A 26513-nucleotide genomic window follows, 5' to 3' on the forward strand; every position below is an offset into this window, starting at 1 on the left:
TCGAGGATGAACCCGTCACCTATGCTGGCTCGGCCCGGCGTCGCCCGGGCCATTGACGTGCCCGGCAGCGTTGCGGGTGCACTGAACCAGACTCGAAGGACACTCCATGAACTCCGGTGCCGGCGTCGGCAACCTCCTCGTGCTCGCCCTCCCACTCGCTCTGCTGGCGTTCCTCATGCTCAGCCAGCGCAAGCGTGGCCGGGCCGTGCAGGACTTCCAGGCAGCACTCACCGTCGGTGACGAGGTGGTCCTGACCTCGGGTCTCTACGGCACGATCACCACCCTCGGCGACGTGGCCGCGACCCTCGAGATCGCCCCCGGCGTCCAGGTGCGGGTCGACCGTCGGGCGATCGGGCTCAAGCAGCCCGGCTCCGACACGACGCACGACGGCGCTGCTTCACCGGACAGCACCCCAGAGGTCGGCTGACATGGCGCAGATGAGTCACGCGAACTTTGCGCGCCGTGCGATGGCCGCCATGGCGGTCCTGACGATCGCGCTCATGGGCCTGCTGTTCGGCGCCAACCAGTTCAGCAACGGCAGCTACGCCCCCAAGCTCGGCCTCGACCTCGAGGGTGGCACCCAGATCATTCTCGAACCCCGGCTCACCGGTGGCCGAGAGGTCTCGCCGGAGCAGATCACCCAGGCCCGCGACATCATCGTCCAGCGTGTCGACGCGGGCGGTGTCGCCGGCGCCGAGGTCACGACCCAGGGCGGCCGCAACATCGTCGTGAGCATGCCCGGGACACCGAGCAAGCAGGACGAGGACGCGATCCGCCGCTCCTCGCAGCTCCAGTTCCGGCCGGTCCTCGCCATCGCCGCGGGCTCACCCCAACCGGCTCCGTCGGCCTCGCCGAGCGGCTCGGCCAGTCCGTCCCCGAGTGGCTCGGCCTCGCCGAGCGCCTCGCCGAGTGCCTCCCCGTCGGCGCCCGTGCCGTCAGCCAACCCGGTCAGCCCTTCGCCCACCAACAACTCGGCCATCCCCGAGGCCTTGGTCGCCGAGCCCAGCCCGTCGCCGTCGACGTCGCCGTCCGCGTCACCCAGCGCCTCGCCGAGCGCGTCACCCAGCGCCTCGCCCAGCCCCAGCCCCAGCGGCTCCGCCTCGGCTCCTGCCGGGGGTGACCCGTTCAGCCTCGAGCAGATCACGCCCGAGCTCACCGCCGCCTTCACCGCTCTCGACTGCAGCAAGGACGGCGCCCTCGACGCCCTCGTCGACGACGAGACCAAGCCGATCGCCACCTGTGACGCCGACGGCACAGCCAAGTACATCCTTGGTCCGGTCGTCGTCTCCGGTGACAAGGTCTCGGATGCCGCCGCCGGCTACCAGGTCGGTGCCAACGGCCAGCAGACGTCCGTCGTCGAGATCCAGCTCAGCCTCAACGGTGAGGGCACCGAGCAGTACGCGGACGTCTCCCGCAAGATGGTCTCCCTCCAGCAGCCGCAGAACCAGCTGGCTGCCACCCTCGACTCCCGCGTCATCGTGGCTCCGTCCTTCAACGAGGCGATCCCCAACGGCAAGGCGAGCATCACCGGTGGCTTCGCGATCACCGAGGCTCGTGACCTCGCCCAGACGCTGAAGTTCGGCGCCCTGCCGATCTCGTTCGACCTGCAGACGCGTGAGCAGATCAGCCCCACCCTCGGTGGCGAGCAGCTGCGCTACGGGCTGTATGCCGGGCTCGTCGGGCTCCTGCTCGTCGTCCTCTACTCGCTGGCGCAGTACCGCGTGCTCGGGCTCGTCACCATCGCGTCGATCCTCGTGGCGGGGCTGCTCACCTATCTCGCCATCACGATCCTGGGGTGGTCGCACAACTACCGACTCGACATGGCCGGTGTCACCGGTCTGATCGTCGCCATCGGCTTCACCGCGGACTCGTTCATCGTCTACTTCGAACGCATCCGTGACGAGCTGCGTGAGGGTCGTTCGCTCGAGAGCGCCGTCGCCACCGGGTGGGCCCGTGCCAAGCGCACGATCCTCATCGCCGACGGCGTGAACTTCCTCGCGGCCATCGTGCTCTACGTGCTGGCCAGCTCCAGTGTGCGTGGCTTCGCGTTCACCCTCGGGCTCACGACGCTGCTCGACATCCTGATCGTCTTCCTCTTCACCCACCCCTTGGTCACGCTCCTCGCGCGCCTGAAGTTCTTCCGGGACGGGCACCCCATGTCGGGACTCGACCCGGACAAGCTCGGTGCCGTGAAGAAGACCTCGTATGCCGGCCGTGGCCGGTTCACGACGAACCCGCCCCGCACCACGGGCGCGAACCCGCCCCGCACAGCAGGTGCGAACCCGCCCCGCACCGCGGGCGCCGAAGGGACAGCTCGATGAAGTTCGCCGATCTCGGAAACGACCTCTACACCGGCAAGCGATCCATCCCGGTCGTCGCCAAGCGCAAGTCGTTCTACCTCGTCTCGCTCCTGCTCATGGCGATCGCCATCGCAGGCCTCGGGATCAACAAGCTCAACCTCGGGCTGGAGTTCAGCGGTGGCTCGGAGTTCCGGGTCACGACCACGTCGGTCCCGGGCGACTACGAGTCGCAGGCGCGGGAGGCGCTCGGTGACGCGGACGACTCCCAGGGCGTGCGCGTCTCGAAGCTCGGTGCCAACACGGTCCGCGTCCAGACCGAGCGTCTTGACGACGCCGAGAGCGCCCGGGTGGCCACCGAGCTCGCGCAGACGTTCGAGGTCGGAGCCGACAAGGTGAGCTCGACCTTCATCGGGCCCTCCTGGGGGGACTCCGTCACCAAGCAGGCGCTGCGGGCGCTGGTGATCTTCCTCGTGCTCGTGGCCGCGGTGCTCGCGATCTACTTCCGCAACTGGAAGATGGCCCTCGCAGCCCTGCTCGCGCTCGTCCATGACCTCGTCATCACCGTCGGCATCTACTCGTTCACCGGGTTCGAGGTCTCCCCGGCCACGATGATCGGCTTCCTCACCGTCCTGGGCTACTCGATCTACGACACCGTCGTGGTCTTCGACAAGGTGCGGGAGAACACCAACGAGGCCTTCGCCAACGGACGGCTGTCCTTTGCCCAGGCTGCCAACCTCGCGGTCAACCAGACGTTGGTCCGCTCGATCAACACCACGGTCATCGGCATCCTGCCGATCCTCGCGGTCATGGTCGTCGGCGCGATCTTCCTCGGGCCAGGCACCCTGCTCGACCTCGCGCTCGTGCTCTTCGTCGGGATCCTGATCGGCGCCTACTCCTCGATCTTCCTCGCCACGCCGCTCCTCGTGAGCCTGCGCAACAAGGACGAGTCGGTCCTGGAGCTGGACAAGCGAGCCGCTCGGTCCCAGGCCAAGCGCGCCAAGGAGCTGGTCGGCGTGGCACCGTCCGGATCGTCCGCAGTCGTGACGGACTCGTCGGTCACCGATGGTCGGATCACCGAGGTGGACACAGACCCGGCACTGGCATCGACGTCGCCCATGGCCGAGGGCGAGGGCTCTGCGACGGTCACCGGCCGACAGGTGCACAAGTACGCCCAGTCCGGCCCACGCAACCAGCCCAAGCGACCGCCCAAATCGCGCCGCAGGTAGCCGCGTGACCGCCGTCAGCCAGCTCGTCGCATCCCTGCTGCGCGACGTCGCAGACTTCCCGAAGCCGGGCGTGGTGTTCAAGGACATCACGCCGCTCCTGGGAGACGGGGAAGCGTTCGGTGCGGTGATCCGCGAGCTCGCGGCACGGCATACCGGCGCGGCGCAGCCGATCGACGCGGTGGCCGGGGTGGAGGCGCGTGGTTTCATCATCGGGGCCGCCCTCGCGCTCGAGCTGGGCGTCGGCTTCGTGCCCGTCCGCAAGGCGGGGAAGCTGCCCGGCGAGACGGTGCAGCGGACCTACGACCTCGAGTACGGCACGGCGACCATCGAGATCCACGCCGATGCCGTGACAGCCGGACAACGAGTCCTGCTCGTCGACGACGTCCTGGCGACGGGCGGCACGGCCATCGCAGCCTGGGACCTGCTGACCGACTGCGGCGCCGACGTCGTCGGGTTCGACACCATCGTCGAGCTGGCGTTCCTCGGGGGACGTGACGCGATGGGGGAGCGCTCCGTCCACGCCCTGCATGTCGTGACCGGCACGGCGGACGCCTAGACTCCCTCCATGGCCGAGGAGACCACGCCGATACCGGTGCGCAGCGGGGCTACAGGCTCCCAACGCGCCCGTGCGCGTGCCCGCATCGCCATGTTCGGAGGAACCCGCACCTCCACCCACCCGGTCCTGGAGCCGCTGCTGACGTCGGTCCGCCGCACCCACCCCAAGGCCGACCTCACGGTCATCGAGCGTGCCTACGACGTCGCGGAGCGCGCCCACGAGGGCCAGATGCGCAAGAGCGGTGACGCCTACATCACGCACCCCCTCGCCGTGACGACGATCCTCGCCGAGCTCGGCATGACCCCGCCGACGCTGGCCGCCGCGCTGCTGCACGACACGGTCGAGGACACCGACTACCACCTCGACCAGCTGGAGAAGGACTTCGGCGCCGAGATCGCCATGCTCGTCGACGGTGTCACCAAGCTCGACAAGGTCACCTACGGCCAGGCCGCGCAGGCCGAGACCGTGCGCAAGATGGTCGTCGCCATGGCACGCGACATCCGCGTCCTCGTGATCAAGCTGGCCGACCGACTGCACAACGCGCGGACGTGGCGCTACGTCTCCAAGGAGTCGGCGCAGCGCAAGGCCCGCGAGACCCTCGAGATCTATGCCCCGCTGGCCCATCGCCTCGGCATGAACACGATCAAGTGGGAGCTCGAGGACCTGTCGTTCCAGACGCTGTACCCCAAGGTCTACGACGAGATCGTGCGCCTCGTGGCCGACCGGGCCCCGGCTCGCGAGGAGTACCTCGCGACGGTGCGCGCCAACATCGACGGGGACCTGCGAGCGGCCAAGCTCAAGGCGACGGTCACCGGGCGGCCCAAGCACTACTACTCCGTCTACCAGAAGATGATCGTCGGCGGACGCGACTTCGACCAGATCTACGACCTCGTGGCCGTGCGAGTGCTCGTCGACACCGTGCGCGACTGCTACGCGGCGCTGGGCGCGATGCACGCCCGGTGGACTCCGGTGCCCGGCCGGTTCAAGGACTACATCGCGACGCCGAAGTTCAACATGTACCAGTCGCTCCACACGACCGTCATCGGGCCCGAGGGCAAGCCGGTCGAGATCCAGATCCGCACGCACACGATGCACCGCCGCGCCGAGTACGGCGTCGCGGCCCACTGGAAGTACAAGGAGAACGACAAGGCGGGCGGCGGTCCCGAGGGTCCGACGACGAGCAACACCGGCGCCAACGACATGGCGTGGCTGCGCCAGCTCCTCGACTGGCAGAAGGAGACCGCAGACCCCGGCGAGTTCCTCGAGTCGCTGAGGTTCGAGATCAACGCCAGCGAGGTCTATGTCTTCACGCCCAAGGGCCAGCTCGTCGGCCTGCCGGCCAACTCGACTCCGGTCGACTTCGCGTATGCCGTGCACACCGAGGTCGGACACCACACCATCGGTGCCAAGGTCAACGGGCGTCTGGTCCCGCTGGAGTCGCGGCTGGACAACGGTGACACGGTCGAGGTCCTGACGTCCAAGGCCGACGGTGCCGGGCCGTCACGCGACTGGCTCTCGTTCGTCAAGTCCGCGCGCGCCCGCAACAAGATCCGTCACTGGTTCACCCTCGAGCGGCGCGAGGAGATGATCGACAACGGCAAGGAGTCGCTGGCCAAGGCGATGCGCAAGCGCAGCCTCCCGGTCGCCCGCCTGTCGTCCGTCGAGTCCCTCACCGGTGTCGCCGAGGAGCTCCGGCTCAGCGGCATCGACGGCCTGTATGCCGCGATCGGCGAGGGGCACGTCAGCGCCCAGCACGTCGTGGCGCGGCTCGTGGCTGCGCAGGGCGGCGAGGAGTCGAGCGACGACCTCGCCGAGGTCACGATGCCACGGCCCATCTCGAACCGTCGGCGACGTGCCGGGGACCCGGGCGTCGTCGTCAAGGGCACCTCGGACGTCTGGGTCAAGCTGGCCCGATGTTGCACGCCCGTCCCGGGCGACGACATCCTCGGGTTCGTCACGCGAGGCGCGGGCGTCTCGGTGCATCGCACCGACTGCACCAACGCCTCGTCGCTGCTCAGCCAGGACGACAAGATCATCGAGGTCGAGTGGGCCCCGACCGCCAACAGCATCTTCCTCGTCCAGCTCCAGGTCGAGGCACTCGACCGCTCGGCGCTGCTGTCCGACGTCACCCGTGTGCTGTCCGAGAGCGGGGTCAACATCCTCAGCGCCTCGGTGCACACCTCACGCGACCGCGTGGCCGGCCTCAAGTTCACCTTCGAGATGGGCGACCCCAGCCACCTCGACCACGTCATCCGCAGCGTCCGGGGGATTGCTGGCGTCTTCGACGCCTACCGCATCACCCAGAACTGACCCGTTCGGCGACGTCGTCCCTCGCGCATGTGGTCGCCGACCCTTGCGCAGTGAGGGGCACGCTCAGTCGGCACGCTGCTCTCCGCGCGCGAGTTGCGATGTCGCAGAGGCTTTTCGAGCAAGCGCGCTACGAGCATCGACCGAACGCGCGCCCGTCACTGCGCCGCGGGTCGGCTCAGCACGACTTAGCGCCCACCTCGCCGCGCAATGCTCGGCAACCAGTGGGCGCTGCAGTCTTCGCTCAGTCAGGGCTCAGGAGCCGAACTCGTCGCCGGCGGCCTCGGCCTGCTTGAGCCACACCTGCTGCGACTCGAGCCTGGCGGTGAGGTCCTTGACCTTCTTCTCGTTGCCCGATGCGGTGGCCTTGGCGAGGTCGGCCTCGATCGTCTCGATCGACGAGCGCAGCTGGGTCACCATGGAGTTGGCCCGGGCGGCCACCTCGGGGTTCGACGACTTCCACTTCTTCTCGTCCTGCTCGCGGACAGCGGTCTCGATCCGGCGGATCGCCTTCTCGGTGCGGTCGATGTCGGCCCGCGGCACCTTGCCCGCGGCGTCCCACCTGTCCTGGACCGTGCGGAGCTGCGCCTTGGCCTTCTCGAGGTCGGTGATGGGCAGGATCTGCTCGGCCTCCTTGAGCAGCTCCTCCTTGACGGCGAGGTTGGCGCGGAACTCCTCCTCCTCGGCGGCGGAGACCTCGTCCTTGGCGTTGAAGAAGGTGTCCTGGGCCGTCTTGAAGCGCTCCCACAGGGCGTCGTCCTCGGTGCGCGAGGCGCGGCCGGCCTGACGCCACTGGTCCATGAGGTTCTTGAACGCTCGCGCGGTCGGACCCCAGTCGGTGCTCGTGGCGAGGGCCTCCGCCTCCTTCACGAGCGACTCCTTGGTGCCCTTGGCCTCGGCGCGGGTGGAGTCGAGCTGCGCGAAGTAGGTGCGCCGCCCTTTGTCGAAGTGGTTGCGAGCGTGGCTGAAGCGCTGCCACAGCGAGTTCTCGGTCGGCTTGTCCAGCTTGGTGCCGGAACGCTGGTGCTGCTTCCAGGTGTCGAGCAGCGCGCGCATCCGCTCACCGCTCTGCTTCCACTGGGTCTGGTCCGGATGCTGTCCCGCGATCGCCTCGGCCTCGGCGACGATGGCTTCGCGCTCGACGGTGGCCGCTGCACGTGCCTCGGCACGCGCTGCCTGCTCTGTCTCCCGCTTGGCGGCGAGCGCGGCCTCGACGGCGGTGACGCTGGCGTCCAGCGCGGCGAGGTCACCGACGACGTGGGCGTCGGCGATGTGCTCCTTGAGGGTGCTGAGCCCGTCGGCGACCTCCTTGGCTGCGACGTCAGGGTTGGCGACACGCTGCACGAGCAGGTCGGCGGAGGCGGCGATCTCGTCGTACTTGCGGGCGAAGTACTGCAGGGCCTCGTCAGGGGACGCGCCGGGGTAGGAGCCGACCTCGCGCTCCTCGTCACCGACCTTGACGAAGACGTGACCCTCGTCGTCGACCCGACCGAACTTCGCCGAGTCGGAGTGCTCGTGCACGACGGATGGCGTGACGGGAGGGGTCGGGCGGGCCGCCATCTTCGACGCGAGCGCCGCTGGGGAGGGGACCGACGGTTTGGGCGCGACCGGCGCCGGCTTCTCCTCGGCCGGTGCCGGCGTCTCCTCGGCCGGTGCCGGCGTCTCCTCGGCCGCGGGGGTCTCTGCGACGGCGGGTGCCTCGTCGGCCGCGGGGGTCTCTGCGACCGCGGGTGTTTCGTCCGCGGGCGTCTCTGCGACGGCGGGTGCCTCTTCCGTCGCCGGGGTCTCGTCGACAGCGACAGCCTCCTGCGCTGCGGGCCCCTCCTCCGCGACCTGTGGCGGCGTCTCGGCCTGGACCTCCACGGACTCGTCCGAGGGGGTGGTGCTCGTCGTCTCGTCGCTCACGGTTATGCCTTCTTCTCTGTCACTGCAACCCGAAGGATGCTGATGGGTGCCACGGGGGCACCGATGGTCTCCGACTCACCGCCGGGCTGAACGCCCGCTGCGGCGACCTTGTCGACGATATCCAAACCCTTGGTCACCGTGCCGAAGATTGTGTAGCCAACCGGGTCCGGAAGGCTCGTGTCCCCGTTGATGATGAAGAACTGGCCCCCGTTGCCGGCCTTGGGGTCCTGGGTGCGGGCCATGGCGAGCTGGCCGCGGGTGTACTTGCCGTCCTTGGGTGCGTTCTCCACGCCGAAGCCGTAGCCGGGAGTGCCGTCACCGGCGCCCGTCGGGTCACCGCACTGGAGCAGCTTGAAGCCCTCGCCGACGCCCAGGCGGTGGCAAGGCGAGTTGAGCCAGTAGTCCGCTCGAGCGAGCTGGATGAACGAGGCCACGGCCTGCGGCGCCTTGGCCCCGTCGAGGTCGATGACGATGTCACCGCAGTTCGTCGTCAGCGTGGTCGTCCAGGTGGCGGCCTTGGCGGTCGCCTTGTCGGGCAGGGTGAGCTTGGCCGACGTGCCCAGCGGCTGCGGAGGTGACGTGCACCCGGCTGCGGTCTGGGCAGGCTCGGCGGCTTGCTCCGGCCGGAGCGCGATGGTCAACCCGACGACGAGCGCCAGGACGACCGCGACGGTGGCCACGATCGCCGCGACCCGCCTGTTGCGGGCACGCCTCTCCGTGCGAGCAGCCTGCGTCACCTGCTGCTTCTCCCACCGACGCCGGGCCCGGTCGCGTTCCTGCTTCTTCGTCACCCGGGTGAGTCTAGGGACGCGGTATGCCGGTTGCTCACCCGACTAGGGTTGGGCGGCGTGTTGACCATCGCCTTTCCTGCCGCGGCCTTCGGCACCAACTGCTACGTCCTCGCCACGAACGAGGGGGAGGAGTGCCTCATCGTCGACCCGGGGATCGGGATCGAGGAGACCCTGCGTGAGGTCCTCACCCAGCACCGGCTCAAGCCGACAGCAGTTCTGCTCACCCACGGGCACATCGACCACGTCTACTCGGTGACACCGGTCTGCGGAGGCGACACGGCGGCATACATCCACTCGGACGACCGCTACCGCCTCGCCGACCCACTCGGATCGGCGAGCGTTGGCCTCGTCGGGATGCTCGAGCAGCAGTTCGGTCAGAAGGCGACATGGACCGAGCCGAGCAACGTCGTCGAGGTGACCGACCGAGAGTCCTTGACGTTGGCGGGGCTGGACCTCGAGGTGCTGCATGCGCCGGGCCACACCGAGGGCTCGGTGATGTTCGGCTTCGACCGGCTGCCCGACGGCGTCCGCGCGCCCGAGGAGCTCGACCGCACCATGGTCACGGGCGACGTCCTCTTCGCCGGCTCCATCGGGCGCACGGACCTGCCCGGGGGCGACGGCTCTGCCATGGAACGTTCGCTGCGGGACGTCGTCCTGCCGTTGGCCGACTCCACGCTGCTCCTCCCCGGGCATGGGTCCGCGACGTCGATGCGCCGTGAGCGGAGCACCAACCCCTACCTGCAAGGATTGGGCGCGTGAAGGTCACCAAGCTCAGCGGCTTCCCCGAGTACCTCCCCGCCGAACGCATCGTGGAGCAGCACTTCCTCGACGTCATCCGCGAGACCTTCGAGCTGCACGGTTTCACCTCGCTGGAGACCCGCGCCGTCGAGCCGGTGGAGCGTCTGCTCGGCAAGGGAGGAGACGCCGACAAGGAGATCTACGGCGTGACGCGCCTCGCGGAGGAGAGCGTCGAGAACCCGTCGCGCGACGTCGCCCTCGGCCTGCACTTCGACCTCACGGTGCCGTTCGCCCGCTTCGTCCTCGAGAACGCCGGGAAGCTGACCTTCCCCTACCGCCGCTACCAGATCCAGAAGGTGTGGCGAGGGGAGCGACCCCAGGAGGGCCGTTACCGCGAGTTCACCCAGGCCGACATCGACGTCGTGGACGTGGGGGAGCTCAGCGCCCACTTCGAGGCCGAGATGCCGTTGGTGATCGCCGAGGTCTTCGCCAAGCTGCCGATCGGGCGGATGACGATCCAGGTCAACAACCGCAAGATTCCCGAGGGCTTCTACCGAGGAATCGGCATCGGGACCGACGATGACACGGAGATCCAGAACACGCTCCGCATCGTCGACAAGCTCGACAAGATCGGCCCGGCCAAGGTGAGGACCCTCCTCGTCGAGGCGGGCCGCACTGGCGAGCAGGCCGACCAGTGCCTCGCCCTGGCCGCGATCCGCACCGAGGACCTCTCGTTCGTGGACCAGGTGCGCGCCCTCGGGGTCGATCACCCCACCCTCGACGAGGGCCTCGCAGCCCTCAGCGCTGTTATCCGGAGTGGCCTCGACAACGCGCCCGGCGCCATGGTCGCGGACCTCAAGATCGCCCGCGGCCTCGACTACTACACCGGCACCGTCTACGAGACGCAGCTCGAGGGCTACGAGTCGTGGGGCTCGTTCTGCTCGGGCGGCCGCTATGACGCCCTGGCCAGTGACGGGAAGACGACCTATCCCGGCGTCGGCATCTCGATCGGCGTCTCGCGCCTGCTCGGTCTCCTGCTCGGCAAGGGCCTCGTGACGGCCTCGCGCGCCACGCCCGCGGCCGTCCTCGTCGCCGTCGTCGAGGAGGACTCGCGCCGTGAGTCGGCCGCTGTCGCTCAAGCGCTGCGTGCCCGCGGCATCCCGTGCGAGGTCGCCCCGACCGCCGCGAAGTTCGGCAAGCAGATTCGGTATGCCGACCGGCGCGGCATACCTTTCGTCTGGTTCCCTCAAGAAGGCTCAGTGCCGGGGTCCATGGGGCAGGTCAAGGACATCCGCTCCGGTGACCAGGTGGACGCCGACCCGGCGACGTGGGAGCCGCCGGCGCAGGACCTCAGGCCGTCCGTGGTGGCCGCAGACCCGAGTCCTTGAGCTCGAGCAGGGCCAGGGCCCTGATCGTCTCGCGGTCACCTCGGCGCCAGGCGCCGCTCGGGTCCGCCGAGACCTTGGCGAGGGTGGTCATGGGCTGGTTGGCCATGGCACGCAGCGCGAAGAGGTCGAGGTCGGCGTCGGCGTCGATGAACCGCTGGGCTGCCGAGGCGCGCCGCACGAAGCGGCCTCGGGCGACCGCCCACCAGATCGCGACGATGAGGATCGGCACGAGCGCGGTGGTCCACCCGATGAGGAGGGCGAGGCGTTCGACCGCACTGATGAGGTCGGTGCCGGCCTGCTCGATGTCGGTGCCGGCGCCGGCTGCGGACCGGAACGGTCCGGCCACGCGGTCATCGAGCAGGGGCAGGTCGTCCACCCCGTCGCCGGCGGCGTTGAGCTTCTCGCGGAAGCCGGCACCGGCTCCCTGGAGCCGGCGCCCCGGCTCGGCGAGCGCCATCGTCACGTCGTGGACGCGGCGCCCCACCCACGCCCACAGGGCGACCCAGGCCAGGAGCGCGAGGTCGGCGAGGATCTGGACGAGCCGTCGTCCGGGCAGGTCTGCATAGAGCTTCACAGGTCCTAGACTCGCACCGCGGCACACCCACCGCAGCCCCACGACGAAGGAGTCAGCAGGTGCGCATCGGCATCCCCAGCGAGGTCAAGAACAACGAGTTCCGGGTCGGCATCACGCCGGTCGGCGTGCACGAGCTCGTCAAGCACGGTCACGAGGTGCTCGTCCAGAAGGGCGCGGGCCTCGGGTCGTCGATCACCGACGACGAGTACGTCTCGCAGGGGGCGCGGATCATCGACAGCGCCGATGACGTGTGGGGCGAGGCCGAGATGGTCATGAAGGTCAAGGAGCCGGTCGAGCAGGAGTACCACCGGCTGCGCGAGGACCTCACCCTCTTCACCTACCTGCACCTCGCTGCCGACGAGCGCCTGACCAAGGAGCTCGTCGACAGGAGGACCACCTCGGTCGCCTACGAGACGGTCCAGCTCCCGTCAGGTCTGCTTCCCCTGCTCTACCCGATGTCCGAGGTCGCCGGATGCCTCGCTCCGCAGGTGGGTGCCCACTCCCTCATGAAGCCGCAGGGTGGGCGCGGCGTGCTCATGGGCGGTGTCGGCGGTGTCGCCAACGCCAAAGTCGTCATCATCGGGGCCGGTGTCTCCGGCCAGAACGCCGCCAACATCGCGCTGGGCATGGGCGCCGACGTCACCCTGCTCGACACCGACCTGGACAAGCTGCGGATGAGCTTCTGGCGCTACAACAACCGCGTCCACGGCCTTGCCTCGTCGACGCTCGCCATCCGTCAGCAGGTCATGGAGGCCGACATGGTCATCGGGGCCGTGCTCGTCCCCGGGGCCAAGGCGCCCACGCTGGTCTCGAACGAGCTCGTGTCGCAGATGAAGCCCGGCTCGGTCCTCGTCGACATCGCCGTCGACCAGGGCGGGTGCTTCGAGGACACCCGTCCGACGACCCACGCTGAACCGACCTACCAGGTCCACGGCTCGATCTTCTACTGCGTCGCCAACATGCCGGGCTCGGTGCCCAACACGAGCACGTGGGCGCTGACCAACGCCACCCTTCCGTATGCCGTCCGGCTCGCCGACCGTGGCTGGCGCGAGGCTTCCCGGGCCGACCAGTCGCTCGCCCTGGGGCTGAGCACGCACGCGGGGGAGATCGTCTACGGCCCCGTCGCCGAGGCCCACGGACTCGGGCACCGCCCACTGGCGGAGGTCCTCGGCTGAGCGGGGTCGACCGCGCCGTCCGGTCGTGGCTGACGCACCTCGACGTCGAGAGAGGTCTGTCGGCCAACACGCTCAAGGCCTACCGGCGTGACCTGGGGCGCTGGACGGCATACCTCGCCGCGGTCGGGATCGACGATCCGGCCGCGGTGACCGAGAAGCACGTCGGTGAGTTCCTCGCGCGGCTGCGCGAGGGCGACGAGGACCACCCGGCCCTCGCCGCGAACTCTGCCGCCCGGACCCTGGTCTCGGTCCGGGGACTGCACCGGTTCCTCGCGCTGGAGGGAGATCTCGACGCCGACCCGGCGGCTGCGGTCAGCCCACCCCCTCCGCCGTCGCGACTGCCGAAGGCGATCAGTGTCAGCGAGGTCCAGCGCCTCCTCGACGCGGCGGCCGTGGGCGACACCCCCGCCTCACTGCGTGACCGGGCTCTGCTTGAGCTCCTCTACGGCACCGGCGCCCGCATCTCCGAGGCGGTCGGGCTCGACATCGACGACGTCGACCGTGAGGCCGGAGTGGTCCGGCTCGAGGGCAAGGGCGGCAAGCAACGGCTCGTGCCCCTGGGGTCCTACGCCAGGGAGGCGCTCACGGCATACCTCGTCCGAGGTCGTGGGACGTTCTCGACCAAGGGCATCGGGACGCCGGCGATCTTCCTCAACCAGCGGGGGTCGCGGCTCTCGCGCCAGAGTGCCTGGTCGATCCTGCGGGCGGCCGCGGCACGCGCCGACCTCTCGGGCCACCTCTCGCCGCACACGCTGCGGCACTCGTTCGCCACCCACCTGCTCGAAGGCGGCGCGGACGTGCGTGTCGTCCAGGAGCTGCTCGGGCACGCCTCGGTGACGACGACGCAGGTCTACACGCTCGTCACCGTGCAGCAGCTGCGTGAGGTCTACGCCCAGAGCCATCCGCGTGCGCGCTGATAGGGTTCGTGGCGATCAGCGGGACGCTGACCGCCTGCACGCCAGTTCCGGGAGAGAGATGGATTCGTCGAACATCGAGGCCGTGGTGACCGAAGTGGATGAGTCCACCGGCCCCACGAGCCGACACGGACACCTGCCCGGGACCGAGGACGCCGGTCGAGGACAGATGGGCCCCACCGGGCGCCCGATGCCCGTCTTCCCCGAGCCGCCGCCGCTGGCCAGCCACGGTCCGGCGCGGGTCATCGCCATGTGCAACCAGAAGGGTGGCGTCGGCAAGACCACGACCACCATCAACCTCGGAGCGACCCTGGCGGAGTACGGCCGGCGGGTGCTCCTCGTCGACTTCGACCCGCAGGGTGCTCTCTCGGTCGGTCTCGGCATCCCTGCCCACCAGCTCGACGTCACCGTCTACAACCTGCTCACCGAGCGCGGACACGACGTGCGCGACGTCATCGTCAGGACCAAGGTCGAGAACCTCGACGTCATCCCGGCCAACATCGACCTGTCGGCCGCTGAGGTCCAGCTCGTCGGTGAGGTCGCGCGCGAGCAGATCCTCGCGCGCGTGCTGCGTCCGGTCCTGGACGACTACGACGTCATCCTCATCGACTGCCAGCCCTCGCTCGGCCTGCTCACGGTCAACGCGCTCACCGCAGCGCACGGCGTGCTCATCCCGCTCGAGTGCGAGTTCTTCGCCATGCGCGGCGTGGCCCTCCTCATCGAGACGATCGAGAAGATCTGCGACCGGCTCAACCCACGCCTCGAGGTCGACGGCATCCTCGCGACGATGTACGACAGCCGCACCCTCCACTCCAAGGAGGTCGTGGCGAGCGTCGTGGAGCACTTCGGCGACCGGGTCTTCCACACGGTCATCAGCCGCACGGTGAAGTTCCCGGACGCCTCGCTCGCCGCCGAGCCGATCACCACCTACGACAGCACCCACAAGGGTGCCGGCGCCTACCGCCAGCTGGCCAGAGAGCTCATCGCCCGTGGCGGAGCAGCCTGAGACCATGACCGAGGCCCCCGGCGGAGTTCTCACCCGACGGGCAGCCACGACGGCCTTCGAGGTGCATCTCGATGTCTTCTCGGGGCCGTTCGACCTCCTCCTCGGTCTCATCTCCAAGCACAAGCTCGACATCACCGAGATCGCGATCGCCCAGGTCACCGACGAGTTCATCGCCCACATCAAGACCGAGCAGGCCAAGGGTGGCGATGTCTGGGACCTCTCGCAGGCCTCGGAGTTCCTGCTCGTCGCCGCGACCCTGCTCGACATCAAGGCCGCTCGACTGCTGCCGCAGGCGGGTCCCGAGGACGAGGAGGACCTCGCCCTCATCGAGGCACGCGACCTGCTCTTCGCCCGGCTGCTCCAGTACCGCGCGTTCAAGGACATCGCCCGCACCTTCGACGAGCGGATGACGACGGCGGGGCGGATGACGGCACGTCAGGCCGGCATCGAGCCGCAGTTCGCCAAGCTCCTGCCCGAGCTGGTCATGACCATCACGCCGGACCAGCTGGCGATGATCGCGGCCCACGCGCTGACGCCCAAGGTCCCCGACGTCGTCGGGCTCGGACACCTGCATGCTCCTGCGGTGAGCGTGCGCGAGCAGGCCAGCATCATCGGGGAGCGGCTGCGGCGGGAGGGCGTCTCGTCCTTCCGCAGCCTCGTCCGCGACGCCGACAACACCCTCGTCATCGTCGCCCGCTTCCTCGCGCTGCTCGAGCTCTTCCGCGAGTCGTCCATCTCCTTCGAGCAGGCCGAGGCGCTCGGGGAGCTCACGGTGCGCTGGACCGGTCCGATGGAGGGCGACATCGAGGTCACCGACGAGTTCGACGAGACCGAGACCGGGATCGACGAGCCGAGGGCCGTCCAGGATGCGCTGCCCGCCCCGGCGACACCGGACGACCAAGACGCATCCACCGATCAGCGAGAGGCTGACCATGATTGACACACCCCTGACCGACACCCTCGAGGACGCAGTCGTCGAGCCGGAGTCCCAGATCCAGCTGGCGTTCGACGTCCACGACTTCCCGGGCGGGCTCAGGAGCGCCATCGAGGCCGTCCTCATGGTCGTCGACGAACCCGTGACCGAGCTCGAGATCGCGTCCGCCCTCGAGGTCCCCGTCCCCGACGTCGAGGCCGCTCTGGTCGAGCTCGAGGAGGGGTATGCCGCGCAGCAGCGCGGCTTCACCCTGCGCGAGGTCGGTGGCGGCTGGCGGATCTACAGCCGTTCCGACTACGCCCCCGTCGTGAGCCGCTTCATCCTCGCCGGACAGCAGGCCAGGCTCACGCAGGCCTCGCTCGAGACCCTGGCGGTCATCGCCTACCGCCAGCCTGTGTCACGCTCACGGGTGTCGGCCGTCCGCGGCGTCAACGTCGACGGCGTCATCCGCACCCTCCTCACCCGAGGCCTGATCGAGGAGGTCGGCACCGACGAGGAGTCGACGGCCACCTTCTATGGCACGACCCCCTACTTCCTCGAGCGGCTCGGACTGCAGACGCTCGATGACCTACCCGCCCTAGCCCCCTACCTTCCGGAGGTCGACGTGCTCGACGAGATCGCAGAGAGCGGTCGGGCATGACCCCGCCGCAGAACCGACGCGGCGGACCCGCGAAGAAGCCCGGTGGCCGCGGCCCGACGTCCGGCGGTCGCGCCGGGGGTGCTGGCCGCGCCGGCGGCGCCGGCGGTGGAAGCGCTCCGGCAGGTGGAGGACGCCCCCGTGGCGTCGGGACGACGAAGAAGAGCCAGCCCACGGGTCTGCCCGACCGGCCCAAGGTCGCCAAGAAGGACGTGCACGACCCCGACGGCATACGCCTGCAGAAGCTCCTCGCCTCTGCAGGGGTGGGTTCACGTCGCGTCTGCGAGCAGATGATCACGGAGGGGCGGGTGGAGGTCGACGGCCAGATCGTCACCGAGCTCGGTGTCCGCATCAACTCCGACCAGGTCGTCCACGTCGACGGAGTGCGGGTGACGCTCGACGAGTCACGCGTCTACCTCGCCTTCAACAAGCCGCTCAACGTCGTCACGTCGATGAACGACGACCTCGGTCGCATCGACATCGGCGACTACTTCGGCGACCGCAAGGAGCGCCTCTTCCACGTCGGTCGTCTGGACTCCGACACCGAGGGCCTGCTCCTCCTCACCAACGACGGCGACCTCGCCCACCGTCTGCAGCACCCCAAGTACGGCGTCCTCAAGACCTACCTCGCGCAGATCCGCGGGCCCGTCCCGCGCGACCTGGGCAGGAAGCTGCGCGACGGCATCGAGCTCGAGGACGGGCCGGTCAAGGTCGACTCGTTCCGGGTCGTCGACAGCCAGCCGGGCAAGGCGATCGTCGAGGTGGTCCTCCACGAGGGTCGCAAGCACATCGTCCGCCGGATGCTGGCCGAGGCCGGCCACCCGGTGCTCTCCCTCGTGCGCACCCAGATCGGACCCATCCGTCTCGGCGACACCAAACCCGGCAAGTTCCGTCGCCTCACCAAGGGCGAGGTCGGGGAGCTCCACACCGCGGCGGGGATGTGACGCAGAGCCCGGCCCCCGCACGGGTGCACATCATCGGCACCGGGCTCATCGGGACCAGTCTCGGGCTGGCGCTCTCGCAGGCGGGTCGCCGCGTGACGCTCGAGGACATCTCGAGCACCAACGCGGCACTGGCCCGCGACCTCGGGGCGGGGGAGACCTCGGCCGAGGGTGACCCGGTGCTCGTCGTCGTGGCGACCCCGCCGGACGTCACGGCGTCCTGCGTCGCCGTGGCACTGGAGCGCTGGCCGGGCGCCGTCGTCACCGACGTGGCGTCGGTCAAGGGCGCCGTCATCGACGGGTTGCGTTCTCGCGGAGCCGATCTCGCCCGTTTCTGCGGCTCCCACCCCATGGCCGGTCGTGAGCGCAGCGGGGCCGTCGCCGGTCGTCAGGACCTCTTCCACGGCCGCGCCTGGGTGCTCACGCCCACCGCGGAGACGGGCGACGCGGCATACGGGCTGGTCGCGGAGGTCGCCCGCTCCGTCGGGGCCGAGGTCATCACCCTCGCTCCCGACGAGCACGACGCCGCGGTGGCCTCGGTCTCGCACGTGCCACAGCTCATGGCCAGCCTCGTCGCCGCACGCCTGGAGCACCTCGCCGAGTCGTCGGTCGCGCTCTCGGGGCAGGGGCTGCGCGACGTCACGCGGATCGCTGCGAGCGACCCGCACCTCTGGACGCAGATCCTCTCGGGCAACGCCTCCGCGGTGCGTGAGGTCCTCGCCTCGTTGGCGACCGACCTCGAGGGGGTCATCGCGGCTCTCACCACCCTGGGCGTCGACGACGACGCCCCCGGCGCCCGCGGCACGTTGGCGCGCGCCATCGCCGCTGGCAACGCCGGCCACGCGCGGATCCCCGGCAAGCACGGAGCGGCGCCCACGGCATACACGACCGTCCGGGTGCTCATCCCCGACGAGCCGGGACAGCTCGGTCGGCTCTTCGCCGACGTCGGTGCGACCGGGACCAACATCGAGGAGTTCCACCTCGACCACGGCCTCGGTCAGGCGTTCGGGCTGGCCGAGATCGATGTCGTCCCCGGTGCCGCGACCGCACTCGCCGACGGGCTCGAGGAGCGTGGCTGGCGGCTGCACGGCTGAGCGTCGCGCGTCAGCTCTCGCCCCGGTGATCGGGTGAGCAGCCAACGCCTAGGCTGACCGCCATGTCGCGCGACCAGCCCCTGCTCACCATCGCCATCGACGGTCCCTCCGGATCGGGCAAGTCAAGTGTCTCCCGGGCCGTCGCGGACCGGTTGGGCATCGGCTACCTCGACACGGGCGCGATGTATCGCGCACTGACATGGTGGTGCCTCGACCAGGGTGTCGCGCTCACCGACGAGGCGGCCGTCGTCGTTGCCGCAGAGGCACTGCCGCTCGAGCTGTCGACCGACCCAGGCGACCAGCGGGTCGTGGTCGGAGGCACCGACGTCACGGCCGCGATCCGCACGACGGCCATCAGTGCAGAGGTGTCCAAGGTCGCCACCAACACGGGGGTGCGCCCCGTCCTCCAGCAGGCGCAACGCGACCGGATGGCCACCATCAGCGTCGCGACCGGAGGGGTCGTCGCCGAGGGTCGGGACATCACCACCGTCGTCGCGCCGGACGCCCTGGTGCGCATCCTGCTCACGGCAAGCGAGGAGGCCCGCCTGCGCCGCCGCTCGGCCGAGGTCCACGGCTCCGCCGACGAGGCGGCGATCGCTGCGACCCGTGACCAGGTGCTGCGACGCGACCGCGACGACTCCGCTGTCTCGCAGTTCACGGTCGCCGCCGACGGTGTGGTCACGGTCGACACCTCGGACCTCGACTTCGACGAGAGCGTCGAGGCCGTCCTCGCCGTCGTGGCCTCGATCGCCGGGCACGCACACCCCGATGCACCTGACGCGCCCTGACGACAGCGGTTCCGCAGCGGTTTCGCAGAGCTGCCGGTGAGGGGACAACGTCGTCGCGCTTTCCAACGCCCACCCTCAGCGTCTCCTGCTCGGCGGCGACTGGAACAAGACCGTGGGCGAGGACCCCAACAACATCTCAGGTCGCACCGGTGGGCGGATCGTGCCCCGGGGGCTGGGGATCGACGGCTTCTACAAGCCTGCCGCCCTCGCGAACGAACCGCTCTGGAGGGGGCCGGACACCCGCAGTCCCCATGATCCGATCCAGATGGGGGTCAGCGTCCCTGCATCCTTCTGACCCTCGGGTTGCGCCTGGTCTCGGTGACGCGGGCGGACGGCATACCGGGTCGGTTGCTCTCGAGAGGGCAGGGGAGCAGATCGGCTCCACGTCGTCCGAGCACGTCGTCGCTCCGAGCCGGCGGCACCGCATCGAGCAACCGAGCGACGTGCGCCCGAACCTGTGGGACTGAGCATTCGCTCGTCTGAGGGAGAATGGATGGCATGAACACCCCCGAGACCGACGAGACCGTGACCGACGACGGGTCGCTGGACGAGTCCGTCACGCATGCCCTGCGCGCCGGTCTGGAGGACTTCGACCTGAGCGAGGAGGACCTCGCCCTCGTCGACCGTGGCGACGGTTCGCTCCCCGACGACGACTTCGAGGGGGCCGTCCCGGTCGTCGCCGTCGTCGGACGCCCCAACGTCGGCAAGTCCACCCTCGTCAACCGCATCATCGGGCGGCGCGAGGCCGTCGTCGAGGACGTGCCGGGCGTGACCCGTGACCGCGTGGCCTACGACGCCGAGTGGACCGGCACCCGCTTCACCCTCGTCGACACCGGTGGCTGGGCGGTCGACGCCAAGGGCATCCACCTGCGCGTCGCCGAGCAGGCCGAGATCGCCGTCGAGCTCGCGGACGCGGTCCTCTTCGTCGTCGACGCCGTCGTCGGTGCCACCGACGACGACGCGAACGTCGTCAAGCTGCTCCGGCGCTCGGGCAAGCCCGTCATCCTCGTCGCCAACAAGGTCGACGACCAGCGCACCGAGGCCGATGCGGCCGCTCTCTGGAACCTCGGGCTCGGGCAGCCGTGGCCGGTGTCGGCGCTGCACGGCCGGGGGAGTGGTGACGTCCTCGACGCCATCCTTGCCGTGCTGCCGGACAAGTCCGCCGTGAGCGCCTACCAGCGAGGGGGCCCGCGACGCGTCGCCCTGCTGGGACGCCCCAACGTCGGCAAGTCCTCGATGCTCAACAAGCTCGCTGGTTCGGAGCGAGTCGTCGTCGACGACGTCGCAGGCACGACCCGGGACCCGGTCGACGAGTTCATCGAGCTCGGCGGCAAGACGTGGCGCTTCGTCGACACGGCCGGTATCCGCCGCCGGGTCCACCAGACCCGCGGCGCCGACTTCTATGCCTCGTTGCGCACGCAGACCGCTCTCGAGAAGGCCGAGGTCGCGGTCGTCCTCGTCGACGCCTCCGAGTCGATCACCGAGCAGGACATCCGCGTCATCCAGCAGGTCGTCGACTCCGGCCGTGCGCTCGTCGTGGCCTACAACAAGTGGGACCTCACCGACGAGGAGCGTCGCCGCTACCTCGAGCGAGAGATTGAGCGAGAGCTCGTCCAGATCCCGTGGGCCCCCCGGGTCAACGTGTCGGCCTCGACCGGCCGGCACATGGACCGTCTCGTGCCGGCGCTCGAGACAGCGCTGGAGTCGTGGGACCACCGGATCCCGACCGGCCGCCTCAACGCCTTCCTCGGCGAGATCGTCGCCGGCCACCCGCACCCCGTGCGCGGAGGCAAGCAGCCTCGCATCCTCTTCGCGACCCAGGCCTCGACCCGGCCGCCACGGTTCGTGCTGTTCGCCTCGGGGTTCATCGAGGCCGGCTACCGCCGGTTCGTCGAACGTCGCCTGCGTGAGGAGTTCGGCTTCGAGGGCACGCCCATCGAGGTGTCTGTCCGAGTCCGCGAGAAGCGCTCTCGCCGCTGACCCGCTCAAAGGGCCGCACCTGTGGTTCTGCTGGGCCACGCCTGTCGGCGCGTTGTGGTCCCCACCGACTAGTCAGTGGCTATACGCTGATGGCCCGAGGAGAGGGGGCATCCGTGCAGCCGACAGTGGTGGACGTGGTCGTGGCCGATGATGACGCGGACATCCGTGACCTGGTGGAGCTCAAGCTCACCCAGTCCGGATACACCGTGAGAGCCAGTGCCAACGGCGTCGAGGCCCTCGAGGAGATCCGGCGCGACCCACCTGACCTGGCGGTTCTGGACGTGATGATGCCAGGGCTCTCGGGGATCGACGTCCTGCGCGAGATCCGTGCCGACGACGCGCTGCGCAACGTCCGCGTGGTCCTGCTCACCGCGCGTTCTCGTGACACCGATGTCGACATGGGCTTCTCGACCGGCGCCGACGACTACCTCATCAAGCCGTTCAGCCCGCGCGAGCTCGTCCACCGCATCGCGGCCCTCGTCGCACGACCAAGGTGATCGACGCGCTTCCCGTCGGCCAGAGCCTGCTCGACGAGGTCCTCGTCGCGGTGCTTGGCCTGTGCGTCGTCCTGGCCTTCGTCGTCGTCGCCAGCCGGGTGTGGATCCAGCGCACGGCCACGTCCAGTCGCGAACGGCTGGCGCCCCTGCGCACCGATCTCATCGCGGTGGGTGCGGGCGAGGACCCGTCAGGGAAGTCCCGCCGGCGCCTGGTCGACGACCGGGTCGCCGGCACGGTCCTCGACCGCGCCCTCGTCGACCTCCTGACCAAGGTGCGCGGCGCGCCGGCCGAGGACCTGGTCGCCGTCCTGCGCGAGCGCCATGGCGTGTCCACCGCCCTGCGTTCCCTCGACGCGGCGTCCAGCGTGCGGCGCGCACGCGCCACACGCACGCTCGGGCTGCTGCGGGACCCAGCCCTCACCGACGACATCGTGCGCATGCTGTCCGACCGGTCCAGAGAGGTGCGCATCGTCGCCGCCCGGGCCGTCGGCGCCATCGGCGCGGGTGCGGGGTCCGAGGCCGCCGAGGCAGTCCTGCGCGCCGTCCGGACCCGACGGTCGGGCCCCGGAGTGCCCGCCACCGTGGCCATGCAGACGCTCACCCGGCTGGGCGTCGAGGCCGGGTCCGCCGTGTCCATGGGGCTCGAGGACTCCGACCCCGGCGTCCGCAACGTCGCCGCGGCCGTCGCGGGCCACAGCCTCTTCATCGGCTGCGTGCCTCGACTGACCCGGCTGGCGGCCACCGACGAGGACCGGACGGTGCGGGTGAGCGCCACCGAGGCACTCGGCGCGGTCGGCCGGCCGGAGGACGTCCCCGCGGTCGCGCACCTGCTCGCGCCCGAGCAGCCGGCCGTGGTGCGGCGGGCGGCCGCCCGGGCGCTCGGCGAGCTGGGGGGCACCGACGCCGTCGCAGTGCTCGTCTCAGTCCTGGCCGACGAGGACCGCTTCCTGGCGGTGGCCTCGGCCTCTTCGCTCGCTCAGTCCGACGAGGGACGGCGGGCCCTGCGCCGCACGGCGCAGGACTCCCATGCGCCGGAGGCCGCGCGGTCCGCGGTCCGCGGAGCCGTCCAGCTGCTCGACCTGCAGAGCTCAGAGCGGGCCGGCTGATGGATGCCGACGAGATCGTCCCGGGGCTGCGCGAGGTCGTCATCGACGTGCTGGCCACGATGCAGTGGCCGGTCCTCATCTACTTCGTGCTCATCAACACGTCCTACCTCGTCTTCGTCGCCCTCGCAGCCTGGGACTTCGTGCACCACCTGCGTCGGGTCGAGCAGGCCGGGCGTGGGGAGCGGGTGGCCAGCGAGTTCGTGCCGTCGGTGACGCTCGTCGTGCCGATGTACAACGAGGCCGCGGGCATCGTCCAGTCGGTGCAGTCGCTGCTCTCGCTGCGCTACCCGCACCACGACGTCGTGTGCGTCGACGACGGGAGCAAGGACGACACGTTCGCGGTGCTCGCCGAGGCCTTCGACCTCGTGGAGGTCGACCGCGAGATCCCGCGTGAGCTGCCGGTGCGCGCCGAGGTCCTCTCGGTCCACGTGCCCCGCAACGGTCGCACCCCGCTGACGATCATCCGCAAGACGAACTCGGGGCGGTCGGACGCCGTCAACGTCGGCATCAACGCCGCGGCCGGCGAGCTCCTCGTCTTCGTCGACGCGGACTCGATCCTCGACCCCGACGCCCTGCTGACCGTCACGGTCCCGTTCGCGGACGACCCGACGCGGATGGTGGCTGCCGGGGGAGTCATCCGCGCAGCCAACGGCAGCCGCGTCGTCGCCGGCCGGCTCGTGGAGCCTCGGATGCCGAGGGAGCTGCTGCCGCGGATACAAGTCGTCGAGTACCTCCGTGCCTTCCTCATCGGCCGCGCCGGCTGGTCCCGGCTCGGGGCGCTCGTGCTGATCTCCGGCGCGTTCGGCGTGTTCCGGCGCGACGTGCTCGTCGAGGTCGGCGGACTGGACACCACGAGCATCGGGGAGGACTTCGAGGTCCTCATGCGCGTGCACCAGCACCTGCGTCGCGAGGGTCGCGACTACCGCGTGCAGTTCGTGGGCGAACCCGTCTGCTGGACCGAGGTTCCCTCCACGACCAAGGTCCTGAGGAAGCAGCGGGCACGCTGGCACCGCGGTCTCTGGGAGACGCTGTGGAAGTACAAGCACATGATGCTCAACCCGCGCTACGGCAAGGTCGGCATGCTCGCCGTGCCGTACTACTGGCTCTTCGAGCTCCTCGCTCCGCTGCTGGAGTTCGGGGGCCTCCTGCTCGTCATCCTCGGGCTCGCCCTGGACGTCATCAACGTCCCCTTCGCGCTCCTGTTCATGCTCGTCGCCTACGGCTACGCCATCCTCGTGACACTCGCCGCGATGACTCTCGAGGAGATGACCTTCCGCAAGTACACGCGGTGGCGCGACCTCGGCGTCATGCTCCTCGCGGCGGTGGCAGAGAACATCGGCTACCGCCAGATCACCGCCTGGTGGCGACTGCAGGGCTGGTGGGCGAGCCTGCGCGGACGGGAGCAGGTCTGGGGCACCATGACGCGCGTGGGCCTCGGCGAGAAGTCGAAGACATGAACGTCGCGGCCCTGACGGTCACCCAGCGCCTGCGGCGACTCGTCTTCATCCTCGTGGGACTGATGCTCCTCGCGGTGGTCACGGGCACCGTGGCCGTGCTGGGCGCCTATCGCCAGGTCGACGACCTGGCCACGCTCAACGGACCGGCCGCCGACGCCAACGCGTCCATCCTCCAGATCCTCACCGACGCCGAGACCGGCCTGCGTGGGTACGACGGTTCTCGCGACCAGGTCCTGCTCGAGCCGTTCAACGGTGCCCAGCGGCGCGTCACGACCCAGCAGCAGGCGCTGCGCCGGGTGCTCGATCCCGAGCTCCCTCGCTGGTCCGAGAGGCTGGCCACGCAGGACCGGGCCATCGCTGCGTGGTGGGACTACGCCAACGACTCCAGGTCGCTCCTGGCCACCCGGGGCACGTTGGACTACCGGGGCGGCAAGAGGGTGTTCGACGAGGTCCGCGCGGCCAATGCGGCGATCGGCCAGGACCTCACGGCCCAACGCATAGCCGCTCGCAGGGCGTCCACGGGCCAGCTTCGCGATGCCGTGGTGCTCCTCGCCGGCGGCGCGCTGCTCGCGACCGTCATCGCCCTGTATGCCGGGTGGCGCATCGCGAGGTCGCTCACCGGATCGATCGACGCACTGCGCCAGGTCGTGCACGCGCAGAGCCGAGGGGATCGCACCGCCCTGGCCCGTGAGACGTCGGGCCCCCGCGACGTGCGCGAGCTCGCGGCCCACTTCAACCACCTCACTTCAGTCACGCGCTCGCTCGAGGCCGACCAGCAGGACGCGATCCGGATGCAGGAGGTCACGCTCTCGCTCGCCACCCGGCTGCGCGGCCGGGTCGAGCCGCAGGAGGCCCTGGCGATCACGGCCGAGGTGCTGGCTGAGGCGACCTCGACCACCGCGGCCATCTTCACGGCGGAGCCGACGGAGGGCGCCGCGGAAGGCCGTTGGCGGCTGGCGGCATCCTGGCCACCGGACGTGCTCGACGGGTCGCGGGTCGTCCTGGTTCCCCCGGTCTCCCGGGAGAGCATCGCCCGGGGCCACTGGGTGTCGGGGACCCTGCTCATGACGGAGGACCTCGCCCGCGATCCGATGCGTCACCAGCCCTTCGTCGTGAGCCTGGCCGAGCAGCTGCCGATCGGCGCCTTCCTCGGCACGCCGCTCGGGGTCGGGGACGGTGTGATCGGGGGGATCCTCCTCATCTCACCCACGGCGCGCTCGTGGACGCCGCACGAGCGCAGCGCCCTCCAGCAGGCGACCGCCTACACCGCGCGCAGCTTCCTCACCGGCGAGCGGGTCAGGCAGCAGGCCCAGCTCGTCGAGCGGCTCGAGGCCCTGGACCGGCAGAAGGACGAGTTCGTCGGAACCGTCAGTCACGAGCTGCGGACCCCGCTGACCTCGATCGCGGGCTACCTCGAGATGCTTGAGGACGGAGACCTCGGCGAGCTGTCGCCGGCACAGGTCAAGGCCCTCGGGGTGATCGACCGCAACACGGTCCGCCTCCGGGGCCTCATCGAGGACGTCCTCGTGCTCAACCGGATCGAGACCCGCGGCCTCGACCCCAGCTTCGTGCCCGTGGACATCGGGTCGCTGGTGGCCGACGTCGTCCAGGACCTGCAGCCGCAGGCGACGGCAAACTCGGTGAGGCTCGAGGTCCTGGCCGTCCCGGGCACCTGCATCCTGCAGGGCGACCCGCTGCAGCTGGGCCGGGCACTCACCAACGTCATCGGCAACGCCGTGAAGTTCTCACGCACCGGCGGCACCGTGTCGGTCGCCGCCGTGGTCGAGGCGACGCGAGTGCGCATCCAGTGCCGCGACGAGGGGATCGGCATCCCGGAGGCCGACATGGCGCAGATGTTCTCGCGGTTCTTCCGCGCGAGCAACGCCACCGAGCACGCGATCCCCGGCACCGGACTGGGCCTGGCCATCGTCAGGGCCATCATCGACGCACACCACGGAGAGCTGGAGCTCCAGTCGGTCGAGGGTGAGGGCACGACGGTCGTCATGGTGCTCCCACTGACGACGCCTGCGGCACCCGAGCCGGAGCGGACAGAGAAGGACCCTGACCTGCATGAAGAGGTCAGGGTCCGAACGTCGGGCTGACAGGATTTGAACCTGCGACCCCTTGACCCCCAGTCAAGTGCGCTACCAAGCTGCGCCACAGCCCGTGGCTGCTCACCTGTTGCCGGGCGAGCGAACG

General features: G+C 70.0%; 23 protein-coding genes and 1 tRNA gene. 20 read left to right on the plus strand and 4 right to left on the minus strand.

What is annotated here, in order from left to right; translation table 11 throughout:
* The first annotated feature begins 106 nt into the window (after positions 1 to 106).
* From yajC to ACFQW8_RS16520, 5 genes are read left to right on the plus strand one after another with little or no spacing between them, the layout of a single operon-like run.
* A complete protein-coding gene (gene yajC / locus ACFQW8_RS16500; RefSeq protein ID WP_380089251.1) occupies positions 107 to 427 on the plus strand; it encodes a preprotein translocase subunit YajC in 321 nt (106 codons plus the stop codon).
* 1 nt (position 428) lies between these two features.
* Entirely contained in the window at positions 429 to 2321 is a 1893-nt protein-coding gene (gene secD / locus ACFQW8_RS16505; protein WP_380089253.1) for a protein translocase subunit SecD, read from the plus strand.
* Positions 2318 to 3526, plus strand: a complete 1209-nt coding sequence (gene secF, locus ACFQW8_RS16510) for a protein translocase subunit SecF (protein WP_380089255.1) — start codon at positions 2318 to 2320, stop codon at positions 3524 to 3526. Before secD ends, secF begins: the two co-directional genes overlap by 4 nt.
* Before the next feature lie 4 nt (positions 3527 to 3530).
* On the plus strand, positions 3531 to 4082 hold the full coding sequence (locus ACFQW8_RS16515) for an adenine phosphoribosyltransferase (RefSeq protein ID WP_380089257.1): 552 nt from the start codon (positions 3531 to 3533) through the stop codon (positions 4080 to 4082).
* Between the two features lie 9 nt (positions 4083 to 4091).
* Positions 4092 to 6392, plus strand: coding sequence for a RelA/SpoT family protein (locus tag ACFQW8_RS16520; RefSeq protein ID WP_380089258.1), 2301 nt, complete (start codon positions 4092 to 4094; stop codon positions 6390 to 6392).
* 252 nt (positions 6393 to 6644) lie between these two features.
* Here the strand turns inward: ACFQW8_RS16520 and ACFQW8_RS16525 are convergent, their stop codons facing one another.
* Together ACFQW8_RS16525 and ACFQW8_RS16530 are read right to left on the minus strand one after the other, a co-directional pair.
* Complete coding sequence (locus tag ACFQW8_RS16525; RefSeq protein ID WP_380089259.1) at positions 6645 to 8294, minus strand: DUF349 domain-containing protein; 1650 nt, start codon at positions 8292 to 8294, stop codon at positions 6645 to 6647.
* 2 nt (positions 8295 to 8296) lie between these two features.
* Complete coding sequence (locus ACFQW8_RS16530) at positions 8297 to 9085, minus strand: peptidylprolyl isomerase (RefSeq protein ID WP_380089261.1); 789 nt, start codon at positions 9083 to 9085, stop codon at positions 8297 to 8299.
* Between the two features lie 57 nt (positions 9086 to 9142).
* Between ACFQW8_RS16530 and ACFQW8_RS16535 the strand changes: the two genes are divergently transcribed.
* Together ACFQW8_RS16535 and hisS are read left to right on the plus strand one after the other, a co-directional pair.
* The gene (locus ACFQW8_RS16535; RefSeq protein ID WP_380089263.1) at positions 9143 to 9844 is read left to right on the plus strand and encodes an MBL fold metallo-hydrolase; all 702 of its coding nucleotides are present in this window, start codon (positions 9143 to 9145) and stop codon (positions 9842 to 9844) included.
* Positions 9841 to 11211, plus strand: a complete 1371-nt coding sequence (gene hisS / locus ACFQW8_RS16540; RefSeq protein WP_380089265.1) for a histidine--tRNA ligase — start codon at positions 9841 to 9843, stop codon at positions 11209 to 11211. Before ACFQW8_RS16535 ends, hisS begins: the two co-directional genes overlap by 4 nt.
* Here hisS and ACFQW8_RS16545 read toward each other — a convergent pair.
* Positions 11174 to 11785, minus strand: coding sequence for a hypothetical protein (locus ACFQW8_RS16545; protein ID WP_380089267.1), 612 nt, complete (start codon positions 11783 to 11785; stop codon positions 11174 to 11176). The genes hisS and ACFQW8_RS16545 overlap by 38 nt on opposite strands.
* 59 nt (positions 11786 to 11844) lie before the next feature.
* Between ACFQW8_RS16545 and ald the strand changes: the two genes are divergently transcribed.
* The 13 genes from ald (at position 11845) to ACFQW8_RS16610 (ending at position 26416) form a co-directional block, all read left to right on the plus strand.
* Positions 11845 to 12960, plus strand: coding sequence for an alanine dehydrogenase (ald, locus tag ACFQW8_RS16550; RefSeq protein WP_380089269.1), 1116 nt, complete (start codon positions 11845 to 11847; stop codon positions 12958 to 12960).
* The gene (gene xerD / locus ACFQW8_RS16555) at positions 12957 to 13877 is read left to right on the plus strand and encodes a site-specific tyrosine recombinase XerD (protein WP_380089805.1); all 921 of its coding nucleotides are present in this window, start codon (positions 12957 to 12959) and stop codon (positions 13875 to 13877) included. Before ald ends, xerD begins: the two co-directional genes overlap by 4 nt.
* Positions 13878 to 14043: 166 nt before the next feature.
* The gene (locus ACFQW8_RS16560; protein WP_380089806.1) at positions 14044 to 14880 is read left to right on the plus strand and encodes a ParA family protein; all 837 of its coding nucleotides are present in this window, start codon (positions 14044 to 14046) and stop codon (positions 14878 to 14880) included.
* Positions 14881 to 14884: 4 nt separating this feature from the next.
* The gene (locus tag ACFQW8_RS16565; RefSeq protein ID WP_380089271.1) at positions 14885 to 15820 is read left to right on the plus strand and encodes a segregation and condensation protein A; all 936 of its coding nucleotides are present in this window, start codon (positions 14885 to 14887) and stop codon (positions 15818 to 15820) included.
* The gene (gene scpB, locus ACFQW8_RS16570; protein WP_380089273.1) at positions 15813 to 16454 is read left to right on the plus strand and encodes an SMC-Scp complex subunit ScpB; all 642 of its coding nucleotides are present in this window, start codon (positions 15813 to 15815) and stop codon (positions 16452 to 16454) included. The genes ACFQW8_RS16565 and scpB overlap by 8 nt, the downstream gene beginning before the upstream one ends.
* Positions 16451 to 17395, plus strand: a complete 945-nt coding sequence (locus ACFQW8_RS16575; protein WP_380089275.1) for a pseudouridine synthase — start codon at positions 16451 to 16453, stop codon at positions 17393 to 17395. The genes scpB and ACFQW8_RS16575 overlap by 4 nt, the downstream gene beginning before the upstream one ends.
* Positions 17392 to 18486 carry a prephenate dehydrogenase gene (locus ACFQW8_RS16580; RefSeq protein ID WP_380089277.1) on the plus strand — a complete coding sequence of 365 codons (1095 nt, stop codon included), beginning with the start codon at positions 17392 to 17394 and terminating at the stop codon, positions 18484 to 18486. Before ACFQW8_RS16575 ends, ACFQW8_RS16580 begins: the two co-directional genes overlap by 4 nt.
* Before the next feature lie 62 nt (positions 18487 to 18548).
* The gene (gene cmk / locus ACFQW8_RS16585) at positions 18549 to 19274 is read left to right on the plus strand and encodes a (d)CMP kinase (RefSeq protein ID WP_380089279.1); all 726 of its coding nucleotides are present in this window, start codon (positions 18549 to 18551) and stop codon (positions 19272 to 19274) included.
* A 489-nt stretch (positions 19275 to 19763) separates the two neighbouring features.
* The gene (der, locus tag ACFQW8_RS16590) at positions 19764 to 21254 is read left to right on the plus strand and encodes a ribosome biogenesis GTPase Der (protein ID WP_380089281.1); all 1491 of its coding nucleotides are present in this window, start codon (positions 19764 to 19766) and stop codon (positions 21252 to 21254) included.
* A gap of 113 nt (positions 21255 to 21367) precedes the next feature.
* On the plus strand, positions 21368 to 21751 hold the full coding sequence (locus tag ACFQW8_RS16595; RefSeq protein WP_380089282.1) for a response regulator transcription factor: 384 nt from the start codon (positions 21368 to 21370) through the stop codon (positions 21749 to 21751).
* Positions 21748 to 22857 (plus strand): HEAT repeat domain-containing protein, encoded by a 1110-nt coding sequence (locus ACFQW8_RS16600; RefSeq protein WP_380089284.1) that lies wholly within the window; start codon positions 21748 to 21750, stop codon positions 22855 to 22857. Before ACFQW8_RS16595 ends, ACFQW8_RS16600 begins: the two co-directional genes overlap by 4 nt.
* On the plus strand, positions 22857 to 24314 hold the full coding sequence (locus ACFQW8_RS16605) for a glycosyltransferase family 2 protein (RefSeq protein WP_380089285.1): 1458 nt from the start codon (positions 22857 to 22859) through the stop codon (positions 24312 to 24314). The genes ACFQW8_RS16600 and ACFQW8_RS16605 overlap by 1 nt, the downstream gene beginning before the upstream one ends.
* Complete coding sequence (locus ACFQW8_RS16610; protein ID WP_380089287.1) at positions 24311 to 26416, plus strand: ATP-binding protein; 2106 nt, start codon at positions 24311 to 24313, stop codon at positions 26414 to 26416. Before ACFQW8_RS16605 ends, ACFQW8_RS16610 begins: the two co-directional genes overlap by 4 nt.
* On the opposite strand, the gene ACFQW8_RS16615 is transcribed toward ACFQW8_RS16610, so the two are convergent.
* A tRNA-Pro gene (locus tag ACFQW8_RS16615) sits at positions 26408 to 26481 on the minus strand. The genes ACFQW8_RS16610 and ACFQW8_RS16615 overlap by 9 nt on opposite strands.
* Positions 26482 to 26513 lie beyond the last annotated feature (32 nt).

The sequence above is a fragment of the Knoellia altitudinis genome, from assembly GCF_042666355.1.
GTDB lineage: Bacteria > Actinomycetota > Actinomycetes > Actinomycetales > Dermatophilaceae > Knoellia > Knoellia altitudinis.

Coding starts and splice junctions, on each gene's coding strand:
- yajC (WP_380089251.1), top strand. CDS start 107: ATGAACTCCGGTGCCGGCGTCGGCAACCTCCTCGTGCTCGCCCTCCCA.
- secD (WP_380089253.1), top strand. CDS start 429: ATGGCGCAGATGAGTCACGCGAACTTTGCGCGCCGTGCGATGGCCGCC.
- secF (WP_380089255.1), top strand. CDS start 2,318: ATGAAGTTCGCCGATCTCGGAAACGACCTCTACACCGGCAAGCGATCC.
- ACFQW8_RS16520 (WP_380089258.1), top strand. CDS start 4,092: ATGGCCGAGGAGACCACGCCGATACCGGTGCGCAGCGGGGCTACAGGC.
- ACFQW8_RS16560 (WP_380089806.1), top strand. CDS start 14,044: ATGGGCCCCACCGGGCGCCCGATGCCCGTCTTCCCCGAGCCGCCGCCG.
- ACFQW8_RS16565 (WP_380089271.1), top strand. CDS start 14,885: ATGACCGAGGCCCCCGGCGGAGTTCTCACCCGACGGGCAGCCACGACG.
- scpB (WP_380089273.1), top strand. CDS start 15,813: ATGATTGACACACCCCTGACCGACACCCTCGAGGACGCAGTCGTCGAG.
- ACFQW8_RS16575 (WP_380089275.1), top strand. CDS start 16,451: ATGACCCCGCCGCAGAACCGACGCGGCGGACCCGCGAAGAAGCCCGGT.
- cmk (WP_380089279.1), top strand. CDS start 18,549: ATGTCGCGCGACCAGCCCCTGCTCACCATCGCCATCGACGGTCCCTCC.
- der (WP_380089281.1), top strand. CDS start 19,764: ATGGATGGCATGAACACCCCCGAGACCGACGAGACCGTGACCGACGAC.
- ACFQW8_RS16605 (WP_380089285.1), top strand. CDS start 22,857: ATGGATGCCGACGAGATCGTCCCGGGGCTGCGCGAGGTCGTCATCGAC.
- ACFQW8_RS16610 (WP_380089287.1), top strand. CDS start 24,311: ATGAACGTCGCGGCCCTGACGGTCACCCAGCGCCTGCGGCGACTCGTC.